We start from the raw sequence: 19,428 nt of genomic DNA, 5'->3' as shown, positions 1-19,428 counted from the left end.
CCATACCGCAAGAAGGTCATTGCCGCACGCCATGCCAAACGCCTAGAATTCCAGTTCTCCAGAACAACGAGAATTCGATGATGCAGCTTAGCGTGGGCGAAGTCCTGCAACTATCGCCCGACGACTCTTCGGCCAAGGCAGCCAAGGGCCTGGTACAGCCCGGCAAATGGCCGCGCCTGGAGTATGACGAGCATGCCGTCTGGGGCGAATGTCAGGGTAGCGGCAGCAAGCCCTACCAGGTACAGGTGGACAAATCGGGGCCTGCTTTCCGCTGCAGTTGTCCCAGTCGCAAATTCCCCTGCAAACATGGCTTGGCGCTGCTGCTTCTGTTGGCGCAGGATGCCTCGATTTTCTCGGCGGCCCCAGCTCCGGCCTGGGTCGCCGAATGGCTGGCCTCGCGCCGCCAGCGAGCGGAAAAGCAGGAAATCAGGGTTGCCGAAAAACGTGAGGCCCCGCCCGATCCGCAAGCCGCAGCGCGGCGCGAGGAGAGCCGCCGTCAACGCATGGCCGGCGGACTGGAAGAGCTGGAACGCTGGCTCGGCGACCGCCTGCGCCAGGGCCTGGCGCAATTGCCGGGACAAGCGGCAATCTGGGAGGACCTGGCCCGGCGCATGATCGACGCCCAACTCCCCGGTCTGGCCTTTCGCCTGCGCCGGATCGCCGCCCGGGTCGGCCGGGATGAAGCTTGGCCGGCCCAGGTACTGGGCGGTCTCGGGCAACTGCGCCTGCTGGTCGATGCCTTCCGCCGTCTCGAAAGCCTTCCCGCCGGCGTCCAGCAGGATGTCCGCAGCGCCCTCGGCATCAACATCGACCGTGACAACGTACTGGCCGACGGTGAACGGCTGCGCGACGATTGGCTGGTCCTCGGGCAAAGCACCGACGAAGAGGGCAATCTATGGTCACGCCGCGTCTGGCTGCTCGGCCAACAGTCGCAACGCCCGGCGCTGCTGCTCGACTTCGCCCACGGTAGCCGGCGTTTTGAACAGAACTACCTGACCGCCAGTTGCCTGCACGGCGAACTGGCTTTCTTTCCCGGCAACCGGCCGCTGCGTGCCTTGGAAACCGGCGACAGCCGCTTGCTGCCCGTCGGCACGCCGCCTAGTGTTTCCCTTGATCGCGCACTGTCCGAATTGGCCGAAGCCGTCGCCGCCAACCCGTGGCAATCGCCGCAACCCCTGTTGATTGACGGCGGCGTGCCGCAAGCCAATACGCACGGCTGGTTGCTGCGCTACCCGGAAAACCGGCAACTCAAACTACATCTGCGTGACGAGGATGGCTGGCAACTCCTTGCGGTTAGTGGCGGCCGCCCTCTCACCCTGTTCGGGGAATGGCAAGACGACACCCTGCACCCCCTCGCCGCCTGGCAGGAAAAGCTTCTCTGGCAAAAGGGCATGGAGGAGACATGAAACTCTTGCACGAACTGTCCTCCCAACTCCTGCTCGGCTGCGAACGACGGCCGCCGCCCCCATTGGAAGGCAGCGGCGAACTCGGCGCCTTTCTCCAGGCCTTGGCCCGGCAGGGCGGCGACCAGGAAAGTATGCTCTTGCGCCAGGCCGGCAGCCTGGCCATCTGCGCGGCAGCCGGCTACGCCCCGGCCAGCTCCGAAACACCAGCACCACCCGCCTGCCCGACAGAACAAACGAGGACGCCGGACGACCCGCAACTGCTGGCGACGCTGCAGCAGATTCTTATCGACGGCCCCGATGGCTTGCGCCGTGAAGCCATGCAGCGCCTGGCAAGTTGCGGATACTGCCTACCCCCGGCGCTGCTCGTCCCCGCCCTAACCCTGGGCGGTAAAAACCGCGACCTGCGCCCGACCCTCTTTCCCGTGCTCGGCCAGCGCGGCGGTTGGCTCGCCGCCCTCAACCCTGACTGGTCCTACGCCATCGGCGCCAACGCGCCCGACATCGACCTTGAGCAGTGGGAGCACGGTAGCCAGGAACAACGCAAGCAGCTACTCGAATCGTTGCGGCGAAACGATCCCGAGCAGGCGCGCCAACTGCTGCAGGAAGGGTTTTCGCAAATCGAGGCGCGCGAACGGGTCAGTCTGCTGGACGCGATGCGTATCCGCCTCGGGCCGGCCGACGAGGATTTTCTCGAAAGCCTGCTTGGCGACCGCAGCAAGGAGGTTCGCCAGCGCGCCGGCGGCCTGCTGGCGACCTTGCCGGAGAGTCGCTATGGCCAGCGCATGGCGCAGCGGATGGCGGCCTGCATCGGCCAGGAGCGCAAACTCTTTCGCACCGTGCGCACCCTGGAAGCGCCGGCAGCCTTCGCCGCCGACTGGAAGAAAGATGGGCTGGAGGAAAACCGGGCCAAGAACGAAAGCCTGGGCGAGCGAGCCTGGTGGCTCTACCAGATCGCGCGCCATCTGCCGCTCGACTGGTGGCAGAAAAGTACCGGCCTGACGCCGGCCGAACTGATCGGATGGGTTCGCGGAACCGACTGGAGCGAGGCCATCCTGCGCGCCTGGCATGAAGCTTTGCTGCGCCAACCGATGACGGACTGGAGCAGCGAATTCATCACCCACAGCGGCTCGTGGGGACTGCAGATCGACATCTTCGAACTGCTCGCCCTGCTGCCGGCGCACGAAAGCGAACGGCACTGGCTGGCCATCTTGAACGACAAGTTGCAAAACCATACGCGCGGCTTGCTGCTGGCGCGACTGCTCGCTGAATTCTCGGAGCGGCAAGCAGCGCCCTCGCCGGATTTTGCCGACCGCATCCTGGCCGAAATCCGCCGTCTGGCAAGCCAGCCGGCCTCTATCGGCAGGGGCGTTTACGAAATCTGTCAGGTCCTGCCCGACTTCGTCTGTCTCATCCCGCCGACCAACTTCGCCGCGCTCAGCGACGCTTGGGCGCTCGGCCCGGAAACTGAATATTTCAGCAAGACCCTGGCCAAAGTCCTGGCCATCGTCGAACAACGCAAAACCCTTCACCAAATTCTCAGATAGCGGACCCCACCATGAGCCAAATCCTGCGTCAGCACGCCGAACACCAATTCGCCGAGGAACTGGAAGAACTGAAGAAGGCGGATACCCGCGAACGACCGGAAAACTGGGCACTCTCGCCCTGGGCCGTCGCCGAATACTTGATGGGCTGCACGCTGGCCAACGGTTTCCAGGTCAGCGCCAAGTACATCGGCAACCGGCGCCTGATGGAAATCGCCATTGCCACGTTGGCCACCGATCGCGCCCTGCTCCTTTTCGGCGTGCCGGGCACGGCCAAGTCGTGGGTGTCCGAACACCTGGCAGCCGCCGTCAGCGGCGATTCGACGCTGCTCATCCAGGGCACGGCCGGCACCAGCGAGGAACAGTTGCGCTACGGCTGGAACTACGCCGAACTGCTGGCCAAGGGACCGTCGAAAGCGGCCCTTGTAGCCAGCCCGCTGATGCGCGCCATGGAAGGCGGTAAAACCGCCCGCGTCGAAGAACTGACGCGGATTCCGGCCGACGTGCAGGACACCCTGATCACCATCCTTTCCGAAAAATCGCTGCCGGTGCCGGAGCTCGGCATCGAAACCCAGGCGGTGCGCGGCTTCAACGTCATCGCCACGGCCAACAACCGGGACAAGGGCATCAACGAATTGTCGAGCGCCCTGAAGCGCCGCTTCAATACCGTCATCCTGCCCGTGCCGGCGAGCGAGGAAGAGGAGGTCAGCATCGTCGGCAAGCGCGTCGCCGAGCTCGGACGAGCCCTGCAGTTGCCGGGCGAACCGCCGGCGCTCAAGGAAGTCCGCCGGGTCGTGCAGATTTTCCGCGAACTGCGCAATGGCCAAACCGAAGACGGCAAGACCAAACTCAAGACCTCCAGCGCCACGCTGAGCACCGCCGAAGCGATTTCGGTCATCAACAGCGGCATGGCCCTGGCCGGCCATTTCGGGGACGGCGAGTTGCGCGCCGCCGACATCGCCGCCAGCCTGGTCGGCGCCATCGTCAAGGACCCCGTGCAAGACGAAGTAGTCTGGCGCGAATACCAGGAAACGGTCATGAAGGAACGCAGCGACTGGAAGGATCTCTATCGCGCCTGCCGGGAACGGAACTGAGCCGCCATGGCCGGCGCAGCCTCCCCTTTCCACCTGTTCGGCATCCGCCATCACGGGCCGGGCTGCGCCCGTAGCCTGCTGCGCGCCCTCGCCGAACTGCAACCCGATTGCCTGCTCGTCGAAGGCCCGCCTGACAGCGAGGAAATGCTGGCCTTGATGCTGGACGAAGGCCTGGTACCGCCGGTCGCCCTGCTCGTCTACAACCCTGACGATGCCCGCGAAGCGGTCTTCTACCCCTTCGCCACCTTCTCGCCTGAATGGAATGCGCTGCGTTTCGCGCTAGCACGGCAGATTCCCACCCGTTTCATCGATCTGCCGGCCGCCCACCGGTTTGCGCTCAGCCGGCCCGACGAAGCCGCGTTGAGCGGTGAAGCGCCTGCCGACGAGGCGACGGCACCGCCCCCGGAAAACGAAATCGAAAGCCCGCCGGAAGCTGCCATCGACGAGGCCGGCCCGAACGACGACCCGCTCGACTGGCTGGGCCGCGCCGCCGGTTATGGCGACGGCGAAACCTGGTGGAACCACATGGTCGAGGAGCGTGGCGACAGCCTGGAACTGTTCGCCGCCATCCGCGAGGCGATGACCAGCGTGCGCAGCGAAGCACCGGCCCGACAACGCGGCGCCCGGATCGAACAACGCGAAGCTTTGCGCGAGGCGCATATGCGCAAATGCATGCGCCAGGCTGAAAAAGAAGGTTTCCAGCGCATCGCCGTGGTCTGCGGCGCCTGGCACCTACCGGCCCTGAGCGACCTGCCGCCGGCCAGGGCCGACAACGAACTGCTCAAGGGCCTGCCGAAGATCAAGGTCGCCACGACCTGGGTCCCATGGTCCTACCACAATCTCAGCTTTGCCAGCGGCTATGGCGCCGGCGTGGCCTCGCCCGGCTGGTACGAATACCTGTGGCGGCAAGAAGGCGACCGGGCCGTCGGCTGGCTGGCACGAGCCGCCCGGCTGTTCCGCGACAACGGCCTGGACTGCTCGTCAGCCCACATCATCGAAGCCGTCCGTTTGGCCGAAACCCTGGCCGCCCTGCGCGAACGCCCGCAACCCGGACTCGACGAACTCGACGCCGCCTTGCGCGCCGTCGTCTGCATGGGCGACGAGGCGCCGATGCAGCTTATCCGGCGCCAGATGACCGTCGGCGACCGACTCGGCAGCACGCCGGAAGCGGCGCCGGCCGTCCCGTTGCTGCGCGACCTCGCGCAACAGCAGAAAAGCCTGCGCTTGAAGGCGGAGGCCACGCAAAAAACGCTCGACCTCGACCTGCGACAAGGCAACGATCTGGCACGCAGCCATTTATTGCACCGTCTGCGGCTGCTCGATATCGACTGGGGCAGCCTGAACAAGGCGGGGCGCAGCGCCAAGGGTAGTTTCCACGAAATATGGACGCTGCAATGGACACCGGAACTGGTCATCGCCGTCATCGATGCCAGCCGCTGGGGCAATGACGTGCGACAAGCTGCCGCTAACCGGGCCATCGACCGGGCGCTGGCGGCCGACCAGTTGCCCGATCTCTCGGAACTGGTGAATCAGGTTCTGCTATCCGATCTGGAAGAAGCCATCGCCCCGGTGTCGCAAGCGCTGGAAAATCTCGCCGCCGTCGCCAGCGACGCGCAACAACTGATGGCTGCCGTGCCGCCGCTGGTCAACGTCGCCCGCTACGGCAACGTCCGCCGAACCGACGCCGGCATGGTCGAACACTTGCTCGATCGTCTCGTGCCGCGCGCCGCCATCGGCCTGCCCGGCGCCTGTGCGGCGCTCGACGACGCAGCCGCCGAGGCGATGCGCGAGCATCTCGTCGCCATGCATCAGGCGGTACGCCTGCTCGCCCGCCAGAACCTGCTGGACGAATGGTGGCAGGCCCTGCGCCGACTGGCCCAACTCGGCAGTTGCCACGGCCTGATCTGCGGCCTGGCCAACCGCCTGCTCTTCGACGAACAGCAAGTCGCCCCCGAGCAGACCGCGCAGGCCATGAGCCAGGCCCTATCGGTCGGCAACGAACCAGGGCCGGCCGCCGCCTGGCTCGAAGGCTTTCTCAACAAAAGCGGCATGGTGCTGCTGCACGACCCGCAGTTGTGGGGCATGGTCGACGGCTGGCTGAGTGCGCTGAGCGAAGACGGCTTCACCCGCGAACTTCCGCTGCTGCGCCGCGCCTTCGCCGCCTTCAGCGCGCCGGAGCGGCGCCAGCTCGGCGAACGGGCCGGCCGGCGCAACGCCGCGCCACAGGGAATCCTCGCCGATTGGGACACTACACGCGCCGAAAAACCCTTGCCGCTGCTGCGTCTGTTGCTGGGAATCGAGTCATGAACGAAAACAATGCCGCCGACGACGCCCGCAAGCGGCGCTGGCGCCTGGTCCTCGGCGAACCGGCCGAGACATCCTGCAGCGGCTTGCTGGCCGGTGACGACCTGCGCATCGACGAAGCCTTGAGCGCCCTCTACGACGCCGACGAAGCGGGCGGCCTGCGCGGCGGCAGCGGCGCCTCGTCGCCGCGCGTCGCCCGCTGGCTGGGCGATATCCGCCGCTATTTCCCGGCCTCCGTCGTCCAGGTCATGCAGAAGGATGCCTTCGAGCGACTCGATCTGAAGAGCATGCTCTTTCAACCGGAAATGCTCGAAGCCGTACAGCCCGACGTACACCTGGTCGCCACGCTGATGTCCTTGCGCGGCGTGATTCCGGCGAAAACCCGGGACACCGCCCGCAGCGTGGTGAGCAAAGTGGTCGATGCGCTGATGAAGAAACTGGAGGAACCGATGCGTAGCGCCGTCACCGGCGCCCTCAACCGCGCGGTCCGCAACCGCCGGCCTCGGCACGCCGAAATCGACTGGCATCGCACCATCCGCGCCAATCTCCGCCACTGGCAGGAAAGCCACCGCAGCATCGTCCCGGAAACCCTGATCGGCTATGGCCGCAAAAGCCGGCGGACCCAGCGCGAAGTCATCCTGTGCATCGACCAGAGCGGCTCGATGGCCGCCTCCGTTGTCTATTCGAGTATTTTTGGCGCGGTCATGGCATCGCTGCCCGCCGTCAAGACGCACATGGTGGTCTTCGACACCGCCGTCGTCGACCTCACCGAACAACTCAGCGACCCGGTCGAGGTGCTGTTCGGCGTGCAACTCGGCGGCGGCACCGACATCAACCGGGCCATCGGCTATTGCCAGTCCCTGGTTCGCGACCCGCGCAACACCATCATGGTGCTGATCTCCGACCTCTACGAAGGCGGCGTCGAGCAGAACCTCCTGCAGAGAGCCAGCGAACTCGTCCAATCCGGCGTCCAGGTGATCACCCTGCTGGCGCTCAGCGACGAAGGCGCGCCGGCCTACGACCATCGCCTCGCCTGTAAGCTCGCCGCCCTCGGCGTCCCTTCCTTTGCCTGCACGCCCGACCAGTTCCCCGGTCTGATGGCCGCCGCCATCCGCCGCGAAGATGTCGGGCTCTGGGCCGCCCAGCAAGGCATCGTTACCGCCCGGGCGGAAGGCTGAGACGCCGGAACGGGTCGGAGCGACACGCGCCGTCCGGCACCTTGCCTTATCATTGCCGCCATCATGAACATCCTGATCGTCGACGACGAACCGGCCATCGCCGATACGCTGAGCTACGCGCTGCGTGCCGAGGGTTTCGCCACCGAGTGCTGTACGCTGGGCGGCGAGGCCCTGCTGCGGCTGCAGGCCGGCGCCATCGACTTCGTGGTCCTCGATGTCGGCCTGCCGGACATGACCGGTTTCGATGTCTGCCGGGCGCTGCGCAGGACTTCCGACATTCCCGTGCTGTTCCTGACCGCGCGCTCCGACGAGGTGGACCGCATCGTCGGCCTTGAACTGGGCGGCGACGATTACGTGCCCAAGCCTTTCAGCCCGCGCGAGGTGGCCTCGCGGATTCGCGCCATCCTGCGGCGCCTGCATCCGGAACCACGGCTGCGGGCGACAACGACAGCACAAGACACCGCTCGCTTCACCATTGACCGGGACGGCCTGCGCATCGCCTTCCACGGCGCCTGTCTCAACCTCACCCGCTACGAATACCTGCTGCTGGCGCTGCTGCTCGAGCGCCCGGGGCGCATCCTGAGCCGCCAGCAGATCATGGAAAGCGTCTGGCAAGACGGCGGGGAAAGCCTGGAACGTACCGTCGATACGCACATCAAGACCCTGCGCGGCAAACTGCGCACCGTGCGCGACGAAGAGATCATCCTCACCCATCGTGGCCTCGGCTACAGCCTCGCTGCGGACTGAATGCCGCCCCCGCAAAGGATTCGCCATGATCGTCGAACGAATTTTCATCAGCCGCGAACCCGGTGGCGCGCAACAGGCATGCGAAAGCATCCGGGTCGAACGCGGTGCCGGCATCGTCGGCGACCGTCATTTCGGCCGCAGCGACTGGCCCGGCCAGAACCTGACGCTGGTCGAAGCCGAGGAAATCGCGTGTTTTTGCGCCGAAACCGGGCGACCGGACGAGCCGGCGATCACGCGCCGCAACCTGGTCACCCGGGGCGTTCACCTCAACGATCTCGTCGGCAAGACATTTACCATCGGCAGCGCGACACTGCACGGTATCGAGACTTGCGAACCTTGTGGCGACCTAGGTCGCGCCCTGGCCGACGACACGCTGTCGGCGACAGCCGTGGTCAAACGCTGGGTCGGCCGCGGCGGCCTGCGTGCGACGGTCATCGACAGCGGCGAGATCGGCGTCGGCGCCACGATCACGGTCGACGCCTGATACTTCCATGAACATCTCCATCCGCCTTTTCTTCGGTTATTTCCTGATCGTCGGCCTGGCGGCGTGGTTCGTCCTCAATACCGTCAATCGCGAAACCGAACCCGGCATTCGCCAGGCTACCGAGGAGACGCTGGTCGACACCGCCCACGTGCTGGCCGAAATGGCCGCACTGGAACTCTCCGCCGACCGGATCAACCGGGGAGCGTTCGCCGATGCGGTACGCGCCGCCATCCGGCGCAGTCCGCAAGCCGATATTTCGGGCGTGCACAAGGAAAGCATCGATTTCCGCATCGTCGTCACCGATGCCGGCGGCACCGTGGTTTATGACTCGAAGCAGGCGGCCGTCGGCGAGGACTTTTCGCAATGGCGCGACATCGCCCGCGTGCTGCGCGGCGAATACGGCGCCCGGCAGACCCGCGAAGATCCCTACGATCCGACCTCGGCGGTCATGCACGTTGCCGCTCCCATCTTTTGGCAAGGCGAACTGATCGGCGTCCTTTCGCTGGCCAAGCCGATGGCCTCGGTAGCCCCCTATGCAGAGCGCGCAGCCCGCCGGGTCAAGGAGTCCGGCTTGCTGCTCCTCGTTGCCAGCGCCACCATCGGCCTCTTCTTCACCGCCTGGCTGAGCTGGTCGATCCATCGCCTGCGTGCCTATGCCCGCGACGTCAGCGAAGGCCGCAAGAGCGAGCCGCCGACCGGCGGCGGCCGCCAGCTGTCCGAACTGGCCGAGGCGCTCGCCGCCATGCGCGAAAAACTCGAAGGCAAGCAGTACGTCGAGCGCTACGTGCAAAACCTGGCGCACGAGATGAAGAGCCCGCTCACCGCCGTCATCGGCGCCGCCGAAATCCTCGAAGGCGACCCGCCGGCAGCGGACCGCCAGCGTTTCGCCGAGAGCATCACCGAGCAGTCGCGGCGCCTGCAGGCCATCATCGACCGCATGCTGCTGCTCGCCCGCGTCGAACAGTTGCAATCGCCCGAAGGCCTCCGCCGTCTGACCGCGAGCGAATTGCTGCAAACCTGCCTCGACCTTTGCCGACAGGCCCTGGAAGATCGCCATATCGCCTGCCGCCTGCAGGTCGGCGACGGAATCCAGCTGCAAGGCGATGCTCTCTTGCTGCAACAAGCCGTGCTCAACCTGCTCGACAATGCCATCGAGTTCTCGCCGGAAGGCGGGCAGATCGAGCTATCCGCTACCGACGACGGCGAAGACATCGTGTTCGCCATCCGCGACCACGGCCAGGGCGCCCCCGACTACGCCCTGCCGCAATTGTTCGACCGCTTCTATTCCCTGCCCCGCCCCGCTACCGGCCGCAAGAGCACCGGCCTCGGCCTGGCGCTGGTACGCGAAGTGGCCCGCCTGCACGGCGGCGAGGCATCGTTCGAGAATCACCCGGAAGGTGGCGGCCAGGCCCATTTGCGGCTGCCCCGCGCCTGACGGGCTACCGACCACCGCGAGGCAATCATGGACGAATTCATGCAGGCCGCCATTGCCGAAGCCCGTCAGGGCCTGGCCGAAGGCGGCATCCCCATCGGCTCCGTCATCGTGCATCGGGGCCGCATCATCGGCCGCGGCCACAACCGGCGCGTACAGCAAGGCAGCGCCATCCTGCATGGCGAAATGGATGCCCTGGAACAGGCAGGCCGCCAGCCGGCCAGCGTCTACCGCGACTGCGTGCTGTACACCACCCTATCCCCTTGCTCCATGTGCAGCGGCGCCATCCTGCTCTACGGCATTCCCCGGATCGTCGTCGGCGAAAACCAGACCTTCATGGGCGAAGAAGAACTGCTGCGCAGCCGCGGCGTTCGCGTCGATGTCCTGCAGAGCGAGGAATGCGTCGCCCTGATGCGCGACTTCATCGCCAGCCGGCCGGCGCTGTGGAACGAGGATATCGGTAGCTAAGCGACATCGAGAATTTGCGCGCCGCCGTGCTCGCTGGGAGCGCTGGCCGAAACCCTGGACGATCCCGAGGCGCGTCACGCGACGTAGTGACTGGAGCAGATCATCTACGGCCCACCGGCGTCGCCACCATCGCGGCAAGTCATCGCCGGAATGGTAAGGCAGATCAAACGCGGGCTTCACCGGTTGCCGTGAGGCCAAACAATCACCCCAGCGGTGATTCCATGGCCAACCGGAACAAGCTCAGGTCGGGATGGTGTTTCAATGCCTTGTTCACCTGCGGTTCGCGCAGCAGGAATTCCGGAAGCGTCCGGGTTGCCGTGAAGCAGAATCGGCGCGGCAGGTCGCTGTAGAGGGCGCGCGGCGGCGAACTGCCGGCGATGCGCTTGAGCAGGCGGCCGCTTTGCTCGCTGTGGTAGTAGATATGCGCCAGCCCCAGTTCGTCGCGAATGAAGCCGATGGCGGCCCAAAGCATGGCTTCGTCCCAGATCGGCCGGTAGGTGGCGAGGATCTGGCGGCAATAGTCGAGCGCTGTCCGTATGGAGCAATCGAGGCGGTAGAGCTTGGCGGGGGAATCGAGCCGCTCCCCTCGCCGCACTTTGTTCTGCAAGCGCTCGGCCAGCCAGGCAACGTCGCGTATCCAGTCGGACTGGATTTCCTCGATCAGGGCGGTATTGCTCGCCCAATCGAGATCGATGCGCGCCCAGGCCAGCGTGTTGCGCTTGCCGGATACCGGATGCCCCCGGTAATTGAATAGCCCCGGCGCACAGCCCAGGCGGGCGTAGTTGGCGTCGTGGCGACGGCTCAGGTTGAGTTGCAAGACCAGGTTGCAGCCGGGACGCGAGGTCTGCTGGCGGCGGCGGGCGCGATAGCTGCCGCCGCCCCAATGGTCGATGCCGAGCACGAAGGCTTCCTGCTGCGGGTCGTGATCGTGGCCGGCGATGAAAGCCTCGCTCAGGGCCTGCCGGCCGAGGGAGGCGAGCATCCGGCGCAGGCGGGGTTTTTGTAGCAGGCCGGCGTAAGGGGATTGCCGCAAGCGGGCGAGCGGCAGCTCCCCGTTGTCTTGCCGGCCGGCCAATTGGCGCAGCAGGCCGAGACTGTAGCGGTCGCGGTAGTAGTGAAAAATCTTGCGCTCATCGCCCAGGCAGGCGATGACTTCGTGGGCGCTTTCGTGGTCCATGCGGGACTCCTCGACAGGCGGTAAACGGAAGGTCGGAAGGTGTCGATACGAAGGCAGCGGGTACATGCATGTTTTTCTCCTGAATCAAAGGTGGGCGGTGCTCCGGGGAAGCGCTGGCCCTGGGGTAAAGCGGGGCGGAATGGCCCCGGCGGGTGTGTCAATCGATCTCGAATTCCGCCACCTCGCCCGTCAATAGCTCATCGAGCAGTTGCCGGGTGCGTTGGCGCATGTTGTGGCGGGTCGCTTTGCGCGTGGCCCCGTGCGGCCCGGCGCGGCGTGTGAGGCCGGGGACGAGCACGGGGTTGCGCGGGCGGCTTTGCGGAAGGATCAGCGGCGCGGTGAGTCTGGCTTTCTTGGTCATGGCTCACCCCTTCACGCACAGCACTTGGCGCAAGGTATGGACGACCTCGACCAGATCGCGCTGGTTGTCCATCACGGCATCGATATCCTTGTAGGCGGCAGGCAGTTCGTCGACCACGCCGCCGTCCTTGCGGCATTCGATACCCGCCGTCTGCGCTTCGAGATCGAAGCGGCTGTAGCGGCGCTGCGGCTCATGCGTCGGCCGGCGCCGTGCGAGCAGGAACAATACGATTGCGCATTGCCCAGGCCGCGCACGATGTAGGACTTGGCCCCCATGCTGCCGGGCACGATGCCCAGCTCGCCTTCGCGTGCCGAAATCGCCCCCTTGCGGGTGATGAAGAGGTTTTCGCCGAAATGCGATTCGCGGCTGACGTAGTTGTGATGGCAATCGACCGCCTCATCCACCAGCCTGAAGCCGGGCAGCAAAGGCTTGATCGCCTCGACCACCGCCGCCAGCATGCGCCGGCGGTTGAGCAGCGCGTAATCCTGCGCCCACTCGACGGCCTCGACATAATCGTCGAACAACGCCGAGCCTTCGCTGAAATACGCCAGATCGGCATCCGGCAGGCGCACCTGATGGCGGCGCATATCCTTCTGCGCGGCAGCGATGAAATAGCGGCCGATGACATTGCCGATGCCGCGCGAACCGGAGTGCAGCATGATCCACACCTGCTGCGTCTCGTCCAGGCATAGTTCGATGAAGTGGTTGCCGCCGCCCAGCGTGCCGATCTGGCACAGCCAGGTCTCGTTGAAACGGCGCTGCATCTTCATCAGGCCCGGATGTCGACCGACGATGCGGTCAAGCCGGTCGTTGAGCGCCCGCCCTTGCCGTTGCAGCTCGCTGCCGCGCATGCGGCTGGCGGCGTGCTGGTTGAAGCCGAGCGGCACGGCGGCCTCGATGGCCAGGCGCAAGCCGCGCAGATTGTCCGGCAGTTGCGCCGACGTCAGCGATGTACGCACGGCGTTCATGCCGCAGCCGATATCGACGCCGACAGCGGCGGGAATGATCGCCCGGTGCGTCGGAATGACGCTGCCGACAGTGGCGCCGATACCGGCGTGTACGTCGGGCATTGCGGCGATGTGGCCATGCACGATGGGAAGCGAAGCGACGTTGAGCAGTTGCTGCATCGCTTCGGCTTCGATGTCGCGCGTCCATATCTTGACGGGAACACGCGCCTTGTTGAGCTCCAATTGAATGCCCATTTTGATTCCTTGAATGACTTGCCGGCGGCAGCAAGGCCGCCATGAAGGAATCCGGGCGTGGCCGACCTATGGTCGGCGGGTTCGGAAAAACAAAAACCCCCGGCGATGGCCTGGGGGTTTTGGATCTTCCCGGCCCGGATTCGCATGAAACGCGCTCCGGGCAAAAGCATGCCTGCGGTTTAGCGCGTGGAAACCTCGAATGATGCAGACATGGTTTTTCCTCCTGGAAAAGAATGGGTTGCGATACGACGAATGGCCATTGTCATGACAGCCGCCATCCGCGTCAAGGACACATTAGGCTTTTTTGCAACATCAGTTGCATATTTACAACACCCACCGCTTCCCATCGCGCTCGTCGCCGCCTGCGCGTGCAGCTCCTTCAGGCAGGGCGAAACATCCGCCTTGAAAAGGCATCCCCAGGCGCAGTCGGCTGCGATAGCTCTGCTAAAATTGCGGGTTCGAATTTTTGGCACCGGGCCGGTGCCCGTCCCGTGGAGAAAACGCAATGTACCAGTCCCCCCTGCTTCAGGACCTGCACGATCGTGGCCTGATCGCCCAGTTGACCGATGCCGAGACGCTCGACCAACTGCTGGGCAAGGAGACGGTAACGCTGTATTGCGGCTTCGACCCGACAGCCGACAGCCTGCACCTCGGTCACCTGGTGCCGGTGCTCATCCTCAAGCGTTTCCAGGAAGCCGGCCACAAGCCCATCGCACTGGTCGGCGGCGCCACCGGCATGATCGGCGACCCGAGCTTCAAGGCCACCGAGCGCAAGCTGAACACGCCGGACGTGATCGCCTCGTGGGTCGGCAAGATCCGCGGCCAGGTCGAGCCCTTCCTCAGCTTCGAGGGCGACAATCCGGCGATCATGGCCAACAACTACGACTGGTTCAGCGGCATGAACTGCCTCGAGTTCCTGCGCGACATCGGCAAGCACTTCTCGGTCAATGCCATGATCAAGAAGGAGTCGGTACAGCAGCGTCTGGTCCGCGAAGACCAGGGCATTTCCTACACCGAGTTTTCCTACAGCCTGCTGCAGGGCTACGACTTCGCCGAACTGTACAAGCGCCACGACTGCATCCTGCAGGTCGGCGGTTCCGACCAGTGGGGCAACATCACCGCCGGTACCGACCTGACCCGCCGCCTGCACCACAAGCAGGTCTACGGCATGACCGTGCCGCTGATCACCAAGGCCGACGGCACCAAGTTCGGCAAGACCGAGTCCGGCGCCGTCTGGCTCGATCCGAAGAAAACCTCGCCGTACGCCTTCTACCAGTTCTGGCTGAACACCAGCGATGCCGACGTCTACAAGTTCCTGAAGTTCTTCACCTTCCTGCCGGTCGCCCGCATCGACGAGATCGAAGCCGCCGACAAGGCCAGCGGCGGCAAGCCGGAAGCTCAGCGCATCCTGGCCGAGGAAGCCACCCGCCTGGTGCACGGCGAAGTCGCGCTGATGGCCGCCCGCCGCATCACCGAGAGCCTGTTCTCCGGCCAGCTCAGCGACCTGACCGAAAACGACCTCGAGCAACTGGCCCAGGACGGCATGCCGGGCGTACAACTCGATGCCGCCAACGGCAGCCTGATCGACGCCCTCGTCGCGGCCGGCCTCGCCAAGTCGAAATCCGAAGCCCGCACCTTCATCCAGGGTGGCAGCGTGGCCATCAACGGCGCCAAGGCCGATGCACTGGATCACCAGATTGGCGGCGACGAGCGCCTCTATGGCCGCTTCACCATTCTCCGTCGCGGCAAGAAGAATTACGGCCTGATCAGCTGGCAGTAAGGCGGCAGGTCAAACAAAAGCCCCGGCCCTCCGCGTGGAGGACCGGGGCTTTTTTTGTGCACTGCCCTGGATCAGTGACGGGTCGCACCCGCCGGATCGTGGACCTGGACGACACGGACTTCACTGGCCGGATAGAGTTCATGAGCAAGGCCGATCCATTCCTCGACCAGCTCGCCGCTTTCCTTCACGCCATCCACCAGTTGAATCCAGCCCTCCTCGAGGGTTTTGACTTCAATCGCCACAGACATCGCGGACCCCTCCTCAAGAAGTTGATTGGTGTAAGGCGCATGCTATCGCCGACGACAAATTTTCTTTGTGAAAAAAGTCACGACCAAGCTGGAGGATGCAGGCAACGGAAGGCAACGAACACCTTCAATTAAAAAATAGCACCAAAAATTCAATGCATTAACAAATCGGACGCTCTGCAACCAGATCACAGCGATGCTACAAATATTTACTAGACGACCGGTCTAATTCATGCCAGACTGCCCTGCATGAACTCGCGTCACGACAACACCCGCCAGCACATCCTCGAAACCGGCCGCCGCATCATCGTGGGCAAGGGCTTCGCGAGCGTCGGGCTGAACGAAATCCTGACCTCGGCCGGTGTGCCGAAGGGGTCGTTCTATCACTACTTCGCTTCCAAGGAGCAATACGGCCAGGCTCTGCTGCAGGAGTATTTCGACAACTATCTGGCCAACCTCGACGAACTGTTCGCGGCCGAAAGCCCCTCCGCCCTTGAGCGCCTGATGCGCTACTGGCAGCGCTGGCTGGGCATGCAGCGCGATGCCTGCGCCGAGCAGAAATGCCTGGTCGTCAAGCTGGCCGGCGAAGTCGCCGATCTCTCCGACGCTATGCGCATCACCCTGCGCGACGGCACCGACCAGATCGTGCAGCGCATCGCCCGCATCATCGAAACCGGCGTCACCGATGGCTCGATGCCCCCGCTCGATCCGCGCATGACGGCCCAAACGCTCTACCAGATGTGGCTTGGCGCCAGTCTGCTCGGCAAGCTGCACCGCGACACCGCCGCGCTGGAAAACGCCATGGCCTTCACCCGAAAACTGCTGTCACGATAAGCATTTCACCCCACGAATGGCCGCCGCCACAGCGGCCATTTTTTGAGCCTCACAACTAGACGACCGGTCTAATCAAGCAATAACCAACCAGGAGAAGCGCATGACCACCCTGTTCGATCCCATCCAGATCGGCGACATCGCCCTCGCCAACCGTATCGTGATGGCCCCGCTGACGCGCAACCGTGCCATCGAGGGCAACAAGCCCGGCCCGCTGAGCGTCGAGTACTACCGCCAGCGCGCCACGGCCGGCCTGATCGTTGCCGAGGCCAGCCCGATCAGCCCGACCGCCCAGGGCTATCTCGACACGCCGGGTATCTGGTCGACCGAGCAGGTCGCTGCCTGGAAAGCAGTCACCGATGCCGTGCATGCCGAAGGCGGCAAGATCGTGCTGCAGCTCTGGCACGTCGGCCGCGTCTCGCATGTCTCGCTGCTGCCGGCCGGCGAAGTGCCGGTGTCATCGACCGACAAACCAGCGAACGGCGCGACCTTTACCCGCGAAGGCTTCACACCGGTCTCCAAGCCGCGCGCCCTGCGCGACGACGAAATCCCGGCCTTGATCGAGGACTACCGCAAGGCGGCACGCAACGCCATCGCCGCCGGCTTCGACGGTGTCGAAATCCACGCCGCCAATACCTACCTGCTCGAACAGTTCCTGCGTGACAGCATCAATGATCGTAGCGGCCCCTACGGCGGCAGCATCGAGAACCGCGCCCGCCTGCTGCTCGAGGTCGTCCACGCCATTACCGGCGAGATCGGCGCCGGCCGCACCGGCATCCGCCTCAGCCCGCAGACCCTCTTCACTGCCCCGCTCGACAGCGACCCGCAGGCCGTCTATGGCTATGTCGTCGAGCAACTGGCACCGCTCGGCCTCGCCTACCTGCATGTGATCGAAGGCGATACCGGCCGCACCCGCACGCCGGATGGCACATCGGTCGATTACGCCGCGCTGCGCCGCGCCTTCTCCGGCCCGTGGATGATCAACAACTGCTACAACCGCGACCTCGCGGAAAAGGCAGTGGCCGACGGCAAGGCCGACCTCGTCGCCTTCGGTCGTAGTTTCATCAGCAACCCGGACCTCGTCCGCCGCTTGCGTGACGGTGCGCCGTTGAACGAATTGCGCGCCGACAAGCTCTATGGTGGAGGCGCGGAAGGCTATACGGACTACCCGACGCTCGCCGCCTGATAACAAAAACCCCAACCCCAGGCCGCGCACCGGAAACATCCGGGCGCGGCCAACAGAGAACAGCATGAACGCCTACCGCCGCTGGCTGCCCGCCATCGCCCTCGCCGTCCTATCCCTCACCTGGGGCTACACCTGGGTGCTCGCCAAGCAGGGCCTGGCCTACGCGCCGCCCTTCGCCTTTGCGGCCGAACGCTGCGTCGGCGGCGCCCTGGCCCTGCTCGTCGCTCTCAAGTTCACCGGCCGGCGCCTGACGCTGGTCGCCCCCTTCCAGACCATCGGCATCGGCTTCACCCAGGTCGCCGGCTTCATGTTCTTCCAGACCTGGGCGCTGGTCGAAGGCGGCCCGGGCAAGACGGCCGTGCTTATCTTCACCATGCCGATCTGGACCCTTCTGCTCGCCTGGCCGCTGCTCGGCGAACGGGTGCGCGGCAAGCAATGGCTGGCTGCCGTCAGCACGTTGACCGGACTGCTGCTGATCATCGAGCCGTGGGACATGCACGCCAGCCTGTTCAGCAAGTTCCTCGGCCTGATGGCGGCCCTGTGCTGGGCAAGCGGCACCGTCCTGATCAAGCGCCTGCGGGCCGTTACGCCGGTCGACCTGCTGACGCTCACCGCCTGGCAGATGATCATCGGCGCCGTGCCGCTCATCCTGATCGCCCTCGCCGTGCCCGAGCCGGCGACGAACTGGACGCCCGCCTACGCCGGCATCCTGCTCTTCATGTCGGTCGCCAGCACGGCCATGTGCTGGTGGCTGTGGATCTACATCCTCGACCGCGTGCCGGCCTGGGAAGCCAGCCTGTCGGTACTCGGCACGCCGGTCGTCGCCATCCTGTCGTCGCGCCTCACCTTCGGCGAATCCTTCAAGGGCACCGAAATCGCCGGCATCCTGCTCATCGGCGGCGGCCTCGCCCTGCTCTCGCTGCTCGGCTGGGCAGCCAGCCGGCGCAACCCGGCGCTCGTCACCACCAAAGAAAGCGCATGAACCCGCTCGCCAATCTCAAGCTCTCGATGCTCGACCTGGTCGCCATCCGCGAAGGCGGCACAGTGGCCGATGCCCTGGCCATCTCGCTGCGCACTGCGCGCCACGTCGAAGCGCTCGGCTACACCCGCTACTGGCTGGCCGAGCACCACAATATGCCGGGCATCGCCAGTTCGGCCACCGCCGTGCTGGTCGGCCACATCGCCGGCAACACGCAGCACATCCGGGTCGGTTCCGGCGGCATCATGCTGCCCAACCACGCGCCGCTGGTTGTCGCCGAAGCCTTCGGCACGCTGGCCGAGCTCTACCCCGGCCGCATCGATCTCGGCCTTGGCCGCGCCCCGGGCACCGATGGCCTGACCATGCGCGCCCTGCGCCGCGATCGCGTCGAAACCGAAGCCGATTTCCCGCGCGACGTGGCTGAACTGCAACGCCTGCTCGGCCCGCGCCAGCCGGACCAGCAGGTCGTCGCAGTGCCCGGCGCCGGTACCGAGGTGCCGATCTGGCTGCTCGGTTCCAGCCTGTTCTCGGCCCGTCTGGCCGCCGAACGCGGCCTGCCCTACGCCTTCGCCTCGCACTTCGCGCCGGCCATGCTGCTGCAAGCCATCGAAATCTACCGCCATAACTTCAAGCCCTCGGCCAAGCTGGCCAAGCCCTACGTCATCATCGGCGTGCCGGTCATCGCCGCCACCACCGACGACGAAGCGGGCTACCTCGCCACCAGCACCTTCCAGCGCGTGCTCGGCATCCTGCGCGGCGACCGCCGCCCGCTGCCGCCCCCGGTCGACGGCTATGTCGAAAAACTGCACCCGCAGGAACGCGCCGGCATTGCCGATTTCCTCGGCGCCGCCGTGATCGGCGGCCCGGATACCGTGCGCGACGGCCTGCGCGACTTGTACGCCGCCACCGGCGCCGACGAAATGATGTTCGTCAGCGACGTCTTCGACCCCGAGCTGCGCCTGCGCTCGCTGGACATCGCCACCCAAGCCTGCTGGCAGCCCTGACCACAAAAG

17 protein-coding genes and 1 pseudogene are annotated in these 19,428 nt (G+C 65.4%); 14 read left to right on the top strand and 4 right to left on the bottom strand.

The window, feature by feature from the left end; genetic code table 11:
• Positions 1-77 precede the first annotated feature (77 nt).
• The 9 genes from F1002_RS12890 to F1002_RS12850 all read left to right on the top strand — a co-directional run bounded on the left by F1002_RS12890 (position 78) and on the right by F1002_RS12850 (position 10,654).
• Positions 78-1,406, top strand: a complete 1,329-nt coding sequence (locus F1002_RS12890; protein WP_223879588.1) for an SWIM zinc finger family protein — start codon at positions 78-80, stop codon at positions 1,404-1,406.
• Positions 1,403-2,950: a DUF5691 domain-containing protein gene (locus tag F1002_RS12885; protein ID WP_150429452.1), complete on the top strand. Its 1,548-nt coding sequence runs from the start codon at positions 1,403-1,405 to the stop codon at positions 2,948-2,950. The genes F1002_RS12890 and F1002_RS12885 overlap by 4 nt, the downstream gene beginning before the upstream one ends.
• An 11-nt stretch (positions 2,951-2,961) precedes the next feature.
• Complete coding sequence (locus F1002_RS12880) at positions 2,962-4,041, top strand: AAA family ATPase (protein WP_150429451.1); 1,080 nt, start codon at positions 2,962-2,964, stop codon at positions 4,039-4,041.
• A 6-nt stretch (positions 4,042-4,047) separates the two neighbouring features.
• A complete protein-coding gene (locus F1002_RS12875) occupies positions 4,048-6,348 on the top strand; it encodes a DUF5682 family protein (RefSeq protein WP_150429450.1) in 2,301 nt (766 codons plus the stop codon).
• On the top strand, positions 6,345-7,523 hold the full coding sequence (locus tag F1002_RS12870; RefSeq protein WP_150429449.1) for a VWA domain-containing protein: 1,179 nt from the start codon (positions 6,345-6,347) through the stop codon (positions 7,521-7,523). The genes F1002_RS12875 and F1002_RS12870 overlap by 4 nt, the downstream gene beginning before the upstream one ends.
• A 63-nt stretch (positions 7,524-7,586) precedes the next feature.
• Positions 7,587-8,270 (top strand): two-component system response regulator CreB, encoded by a 684-nt coding sequence (creB, locus tag F1002_RS12865; RefSeq protein WP_150429448.1) that lies wholly within the window; start codon positions 7,587-7,589, stop codon positions 8,268-8,270.
• Between the two features lie 25 nt (positions 8,271-8,295).
• Positions 8,296-8,754, top strand: a complete 459-nt coding sequence (locus F1002_RS12860) for an MOSC domain-containing protein (RefSeq protein WP_150429447.1) — start codon at positions 8,296-8,298, stop codon at positions 8,752-8,754.
• Positions 8,755-8,761: 7 nt separating this feature from the next.
• Positions 8,762-10,189, top strand: coding sequence for a two-component system sensor histidine kinase CreC (gene creC / locus F1002_RS12855; RefSeq protein ID WP_150429446.1), 1,428 nt, complete (start codon positions 8,762-8,764; stop codon positions 10,187-10,189).
• Between the two features lie 27 nt (positions 10,190-10,216).
• Positions 10,217-10,654, top strand: coding sequence for a nucleoside deaminase (locus F1002_RS12850; protein WP_150429445.1), 438 nt, complete (start codon positions 10,217-10,219; stop codon positions 10,652-10,654).
• A 202-nt stretch (positions 10,655-10,856) separates the two neighbouring features.
• Here the strand turns inward: F1002_RS12850 and F1002_RS12845 are convergent, their stop codons facing one another.
• The 3 genes and pseudogenes from F1002_RS12845 to F1002_RS12835 form a co-directional block, all read right to left on the bottom strand.
• Positions 10,857-11,831, bottom strand: coding sequence for a hypothetical protein (locus tag F1002_RS12845; protein WP_150429444.1), 975 nt, complete (start codon positions 11,829-11,831; stop codon positions 10,857-10,859).
• A gap of 157 nt (positions 11,832-11,988) precedes the next feature.
• On the bottom strand, positions 11,989-12,192 hold the full coding sequence (locus F1002_RS12840) for a hypothetical protein (protein WP_150429443.1): 204 nt from the start codon (positions 12,190-12,192) through the stop codon (positions 11,989-11,991).
• A gap of 3 nt (positions 12,193-12,195) precedes the next feature.
• Positions 12,196-13,262, bottom strand: a pseudogene (locus tag F1002_RS12835) (RtcB family protein).
• 637 nt (positions 13,263-13,899) lie between these two features.
• On the opposite strand from F1002_RS12835, the gene tyrS reads away from it, so the two are divergent.
• Positions 13,900-15,174 carry a tyrosine--tRNA ligase gene (gene tyrS, locus F1002_RS12830; RefSeq protein WP_150429442.1) on the top strand — a complete coding sequence of 425 codons (1,275 nt, stop codon included), beginning with the start codon at positions 13,900-13,902 and terminating at the stop codon, positions 15,172-15,174.
• A 71-nt stretch (positions 15,175-15,245) separates the two neighbouring features.
• Here tyrS and F1002_RS21015 read toward each other — a convergent pair whose 3' ends face one another.
• Positions 15,246-15,422, bottom strand: a complete 177-nt coding sequence (locus F1002_RS21015; protein ID WP_191090395.1) for a hypothetical protein — start codon at positions 15,420-15,422, stop codon at positions 15,246-15,248.
• A 246-nt stretch (positions 15,423-15,668) separates the two neighbouring features.
• Here F1002_RS21015 and F1002_RS12825 point away from each other — a divergent pair, with 246 nt between their 5' ends.
• From F1002_RS12825 to F1002_RS12810, 4 genes are all read left to right on the top strand, one after another.
• Complete coding sequence (locus F1002_RS12825; protein ID WP_150429441.1) at positions 15,669-16,253, top strand: TetR/AcrR family transcriptional regulator; 585 nt, start codon at positions 15,669-15,671, stop codon at positions 16,251-16,253.
• A 100-nt stretch (positions 16,254-16,353) separates the two neighbouring features.
• Positions 16,354-17,436, top strand: a complete 1,083-nt coding sequence (locus F1002_RS12820) for an alkene reductase (RefSeq protein ID WP_150429440.1) — start codon at positions 16,354-16,356, stop codon at positions 17,434-17,436.
• A 64-nt stretch (positions 17,437-17,500) separates the two neighbouring features.
• Complete coding sequence (locus F1002_RS12815; RefSeq protein WP_150429439.1) at positions 17,501-18,418, top strand: DMT family transporter; 918 nt, start codon at positions 17,501-17,503, stop codon at positions 18,416-18,418.
• The gene (locus F1002_RS12810) at positions 18,415-19,419 is read left to right on the top strand and encodes an LLM class flavin-dependent oxidoreductase (protein ID WP_150429438.1); all 1,005 of its coding nucleotides are present in this window, start codon (positions 18,415-18,417) and stop codon (positions 19,417-19,419) included. Before F1002_RS12815 ends, F1002_RS12810 begins: the two co-directional genes overlap by 4 nt.
• The last annotated feature ends 9 nt before the right edge of the window (positions 19,420-19,428 follow it).

It is taken from the genome of Dechloromonas sp. CZR5 (assembly GCF_008711155.1).
Classification (GTDB): Bacteria; Pseudomonadota; Gammaproteobacteria; order Burkholderiales; family Rhodocyclaceae; genus Azonexus.
The sequence above is the reverse complement of the archived record's forward strand: the minus strand, read 5'-3'. Positions and strand labels throughout refer to the sequence as shown.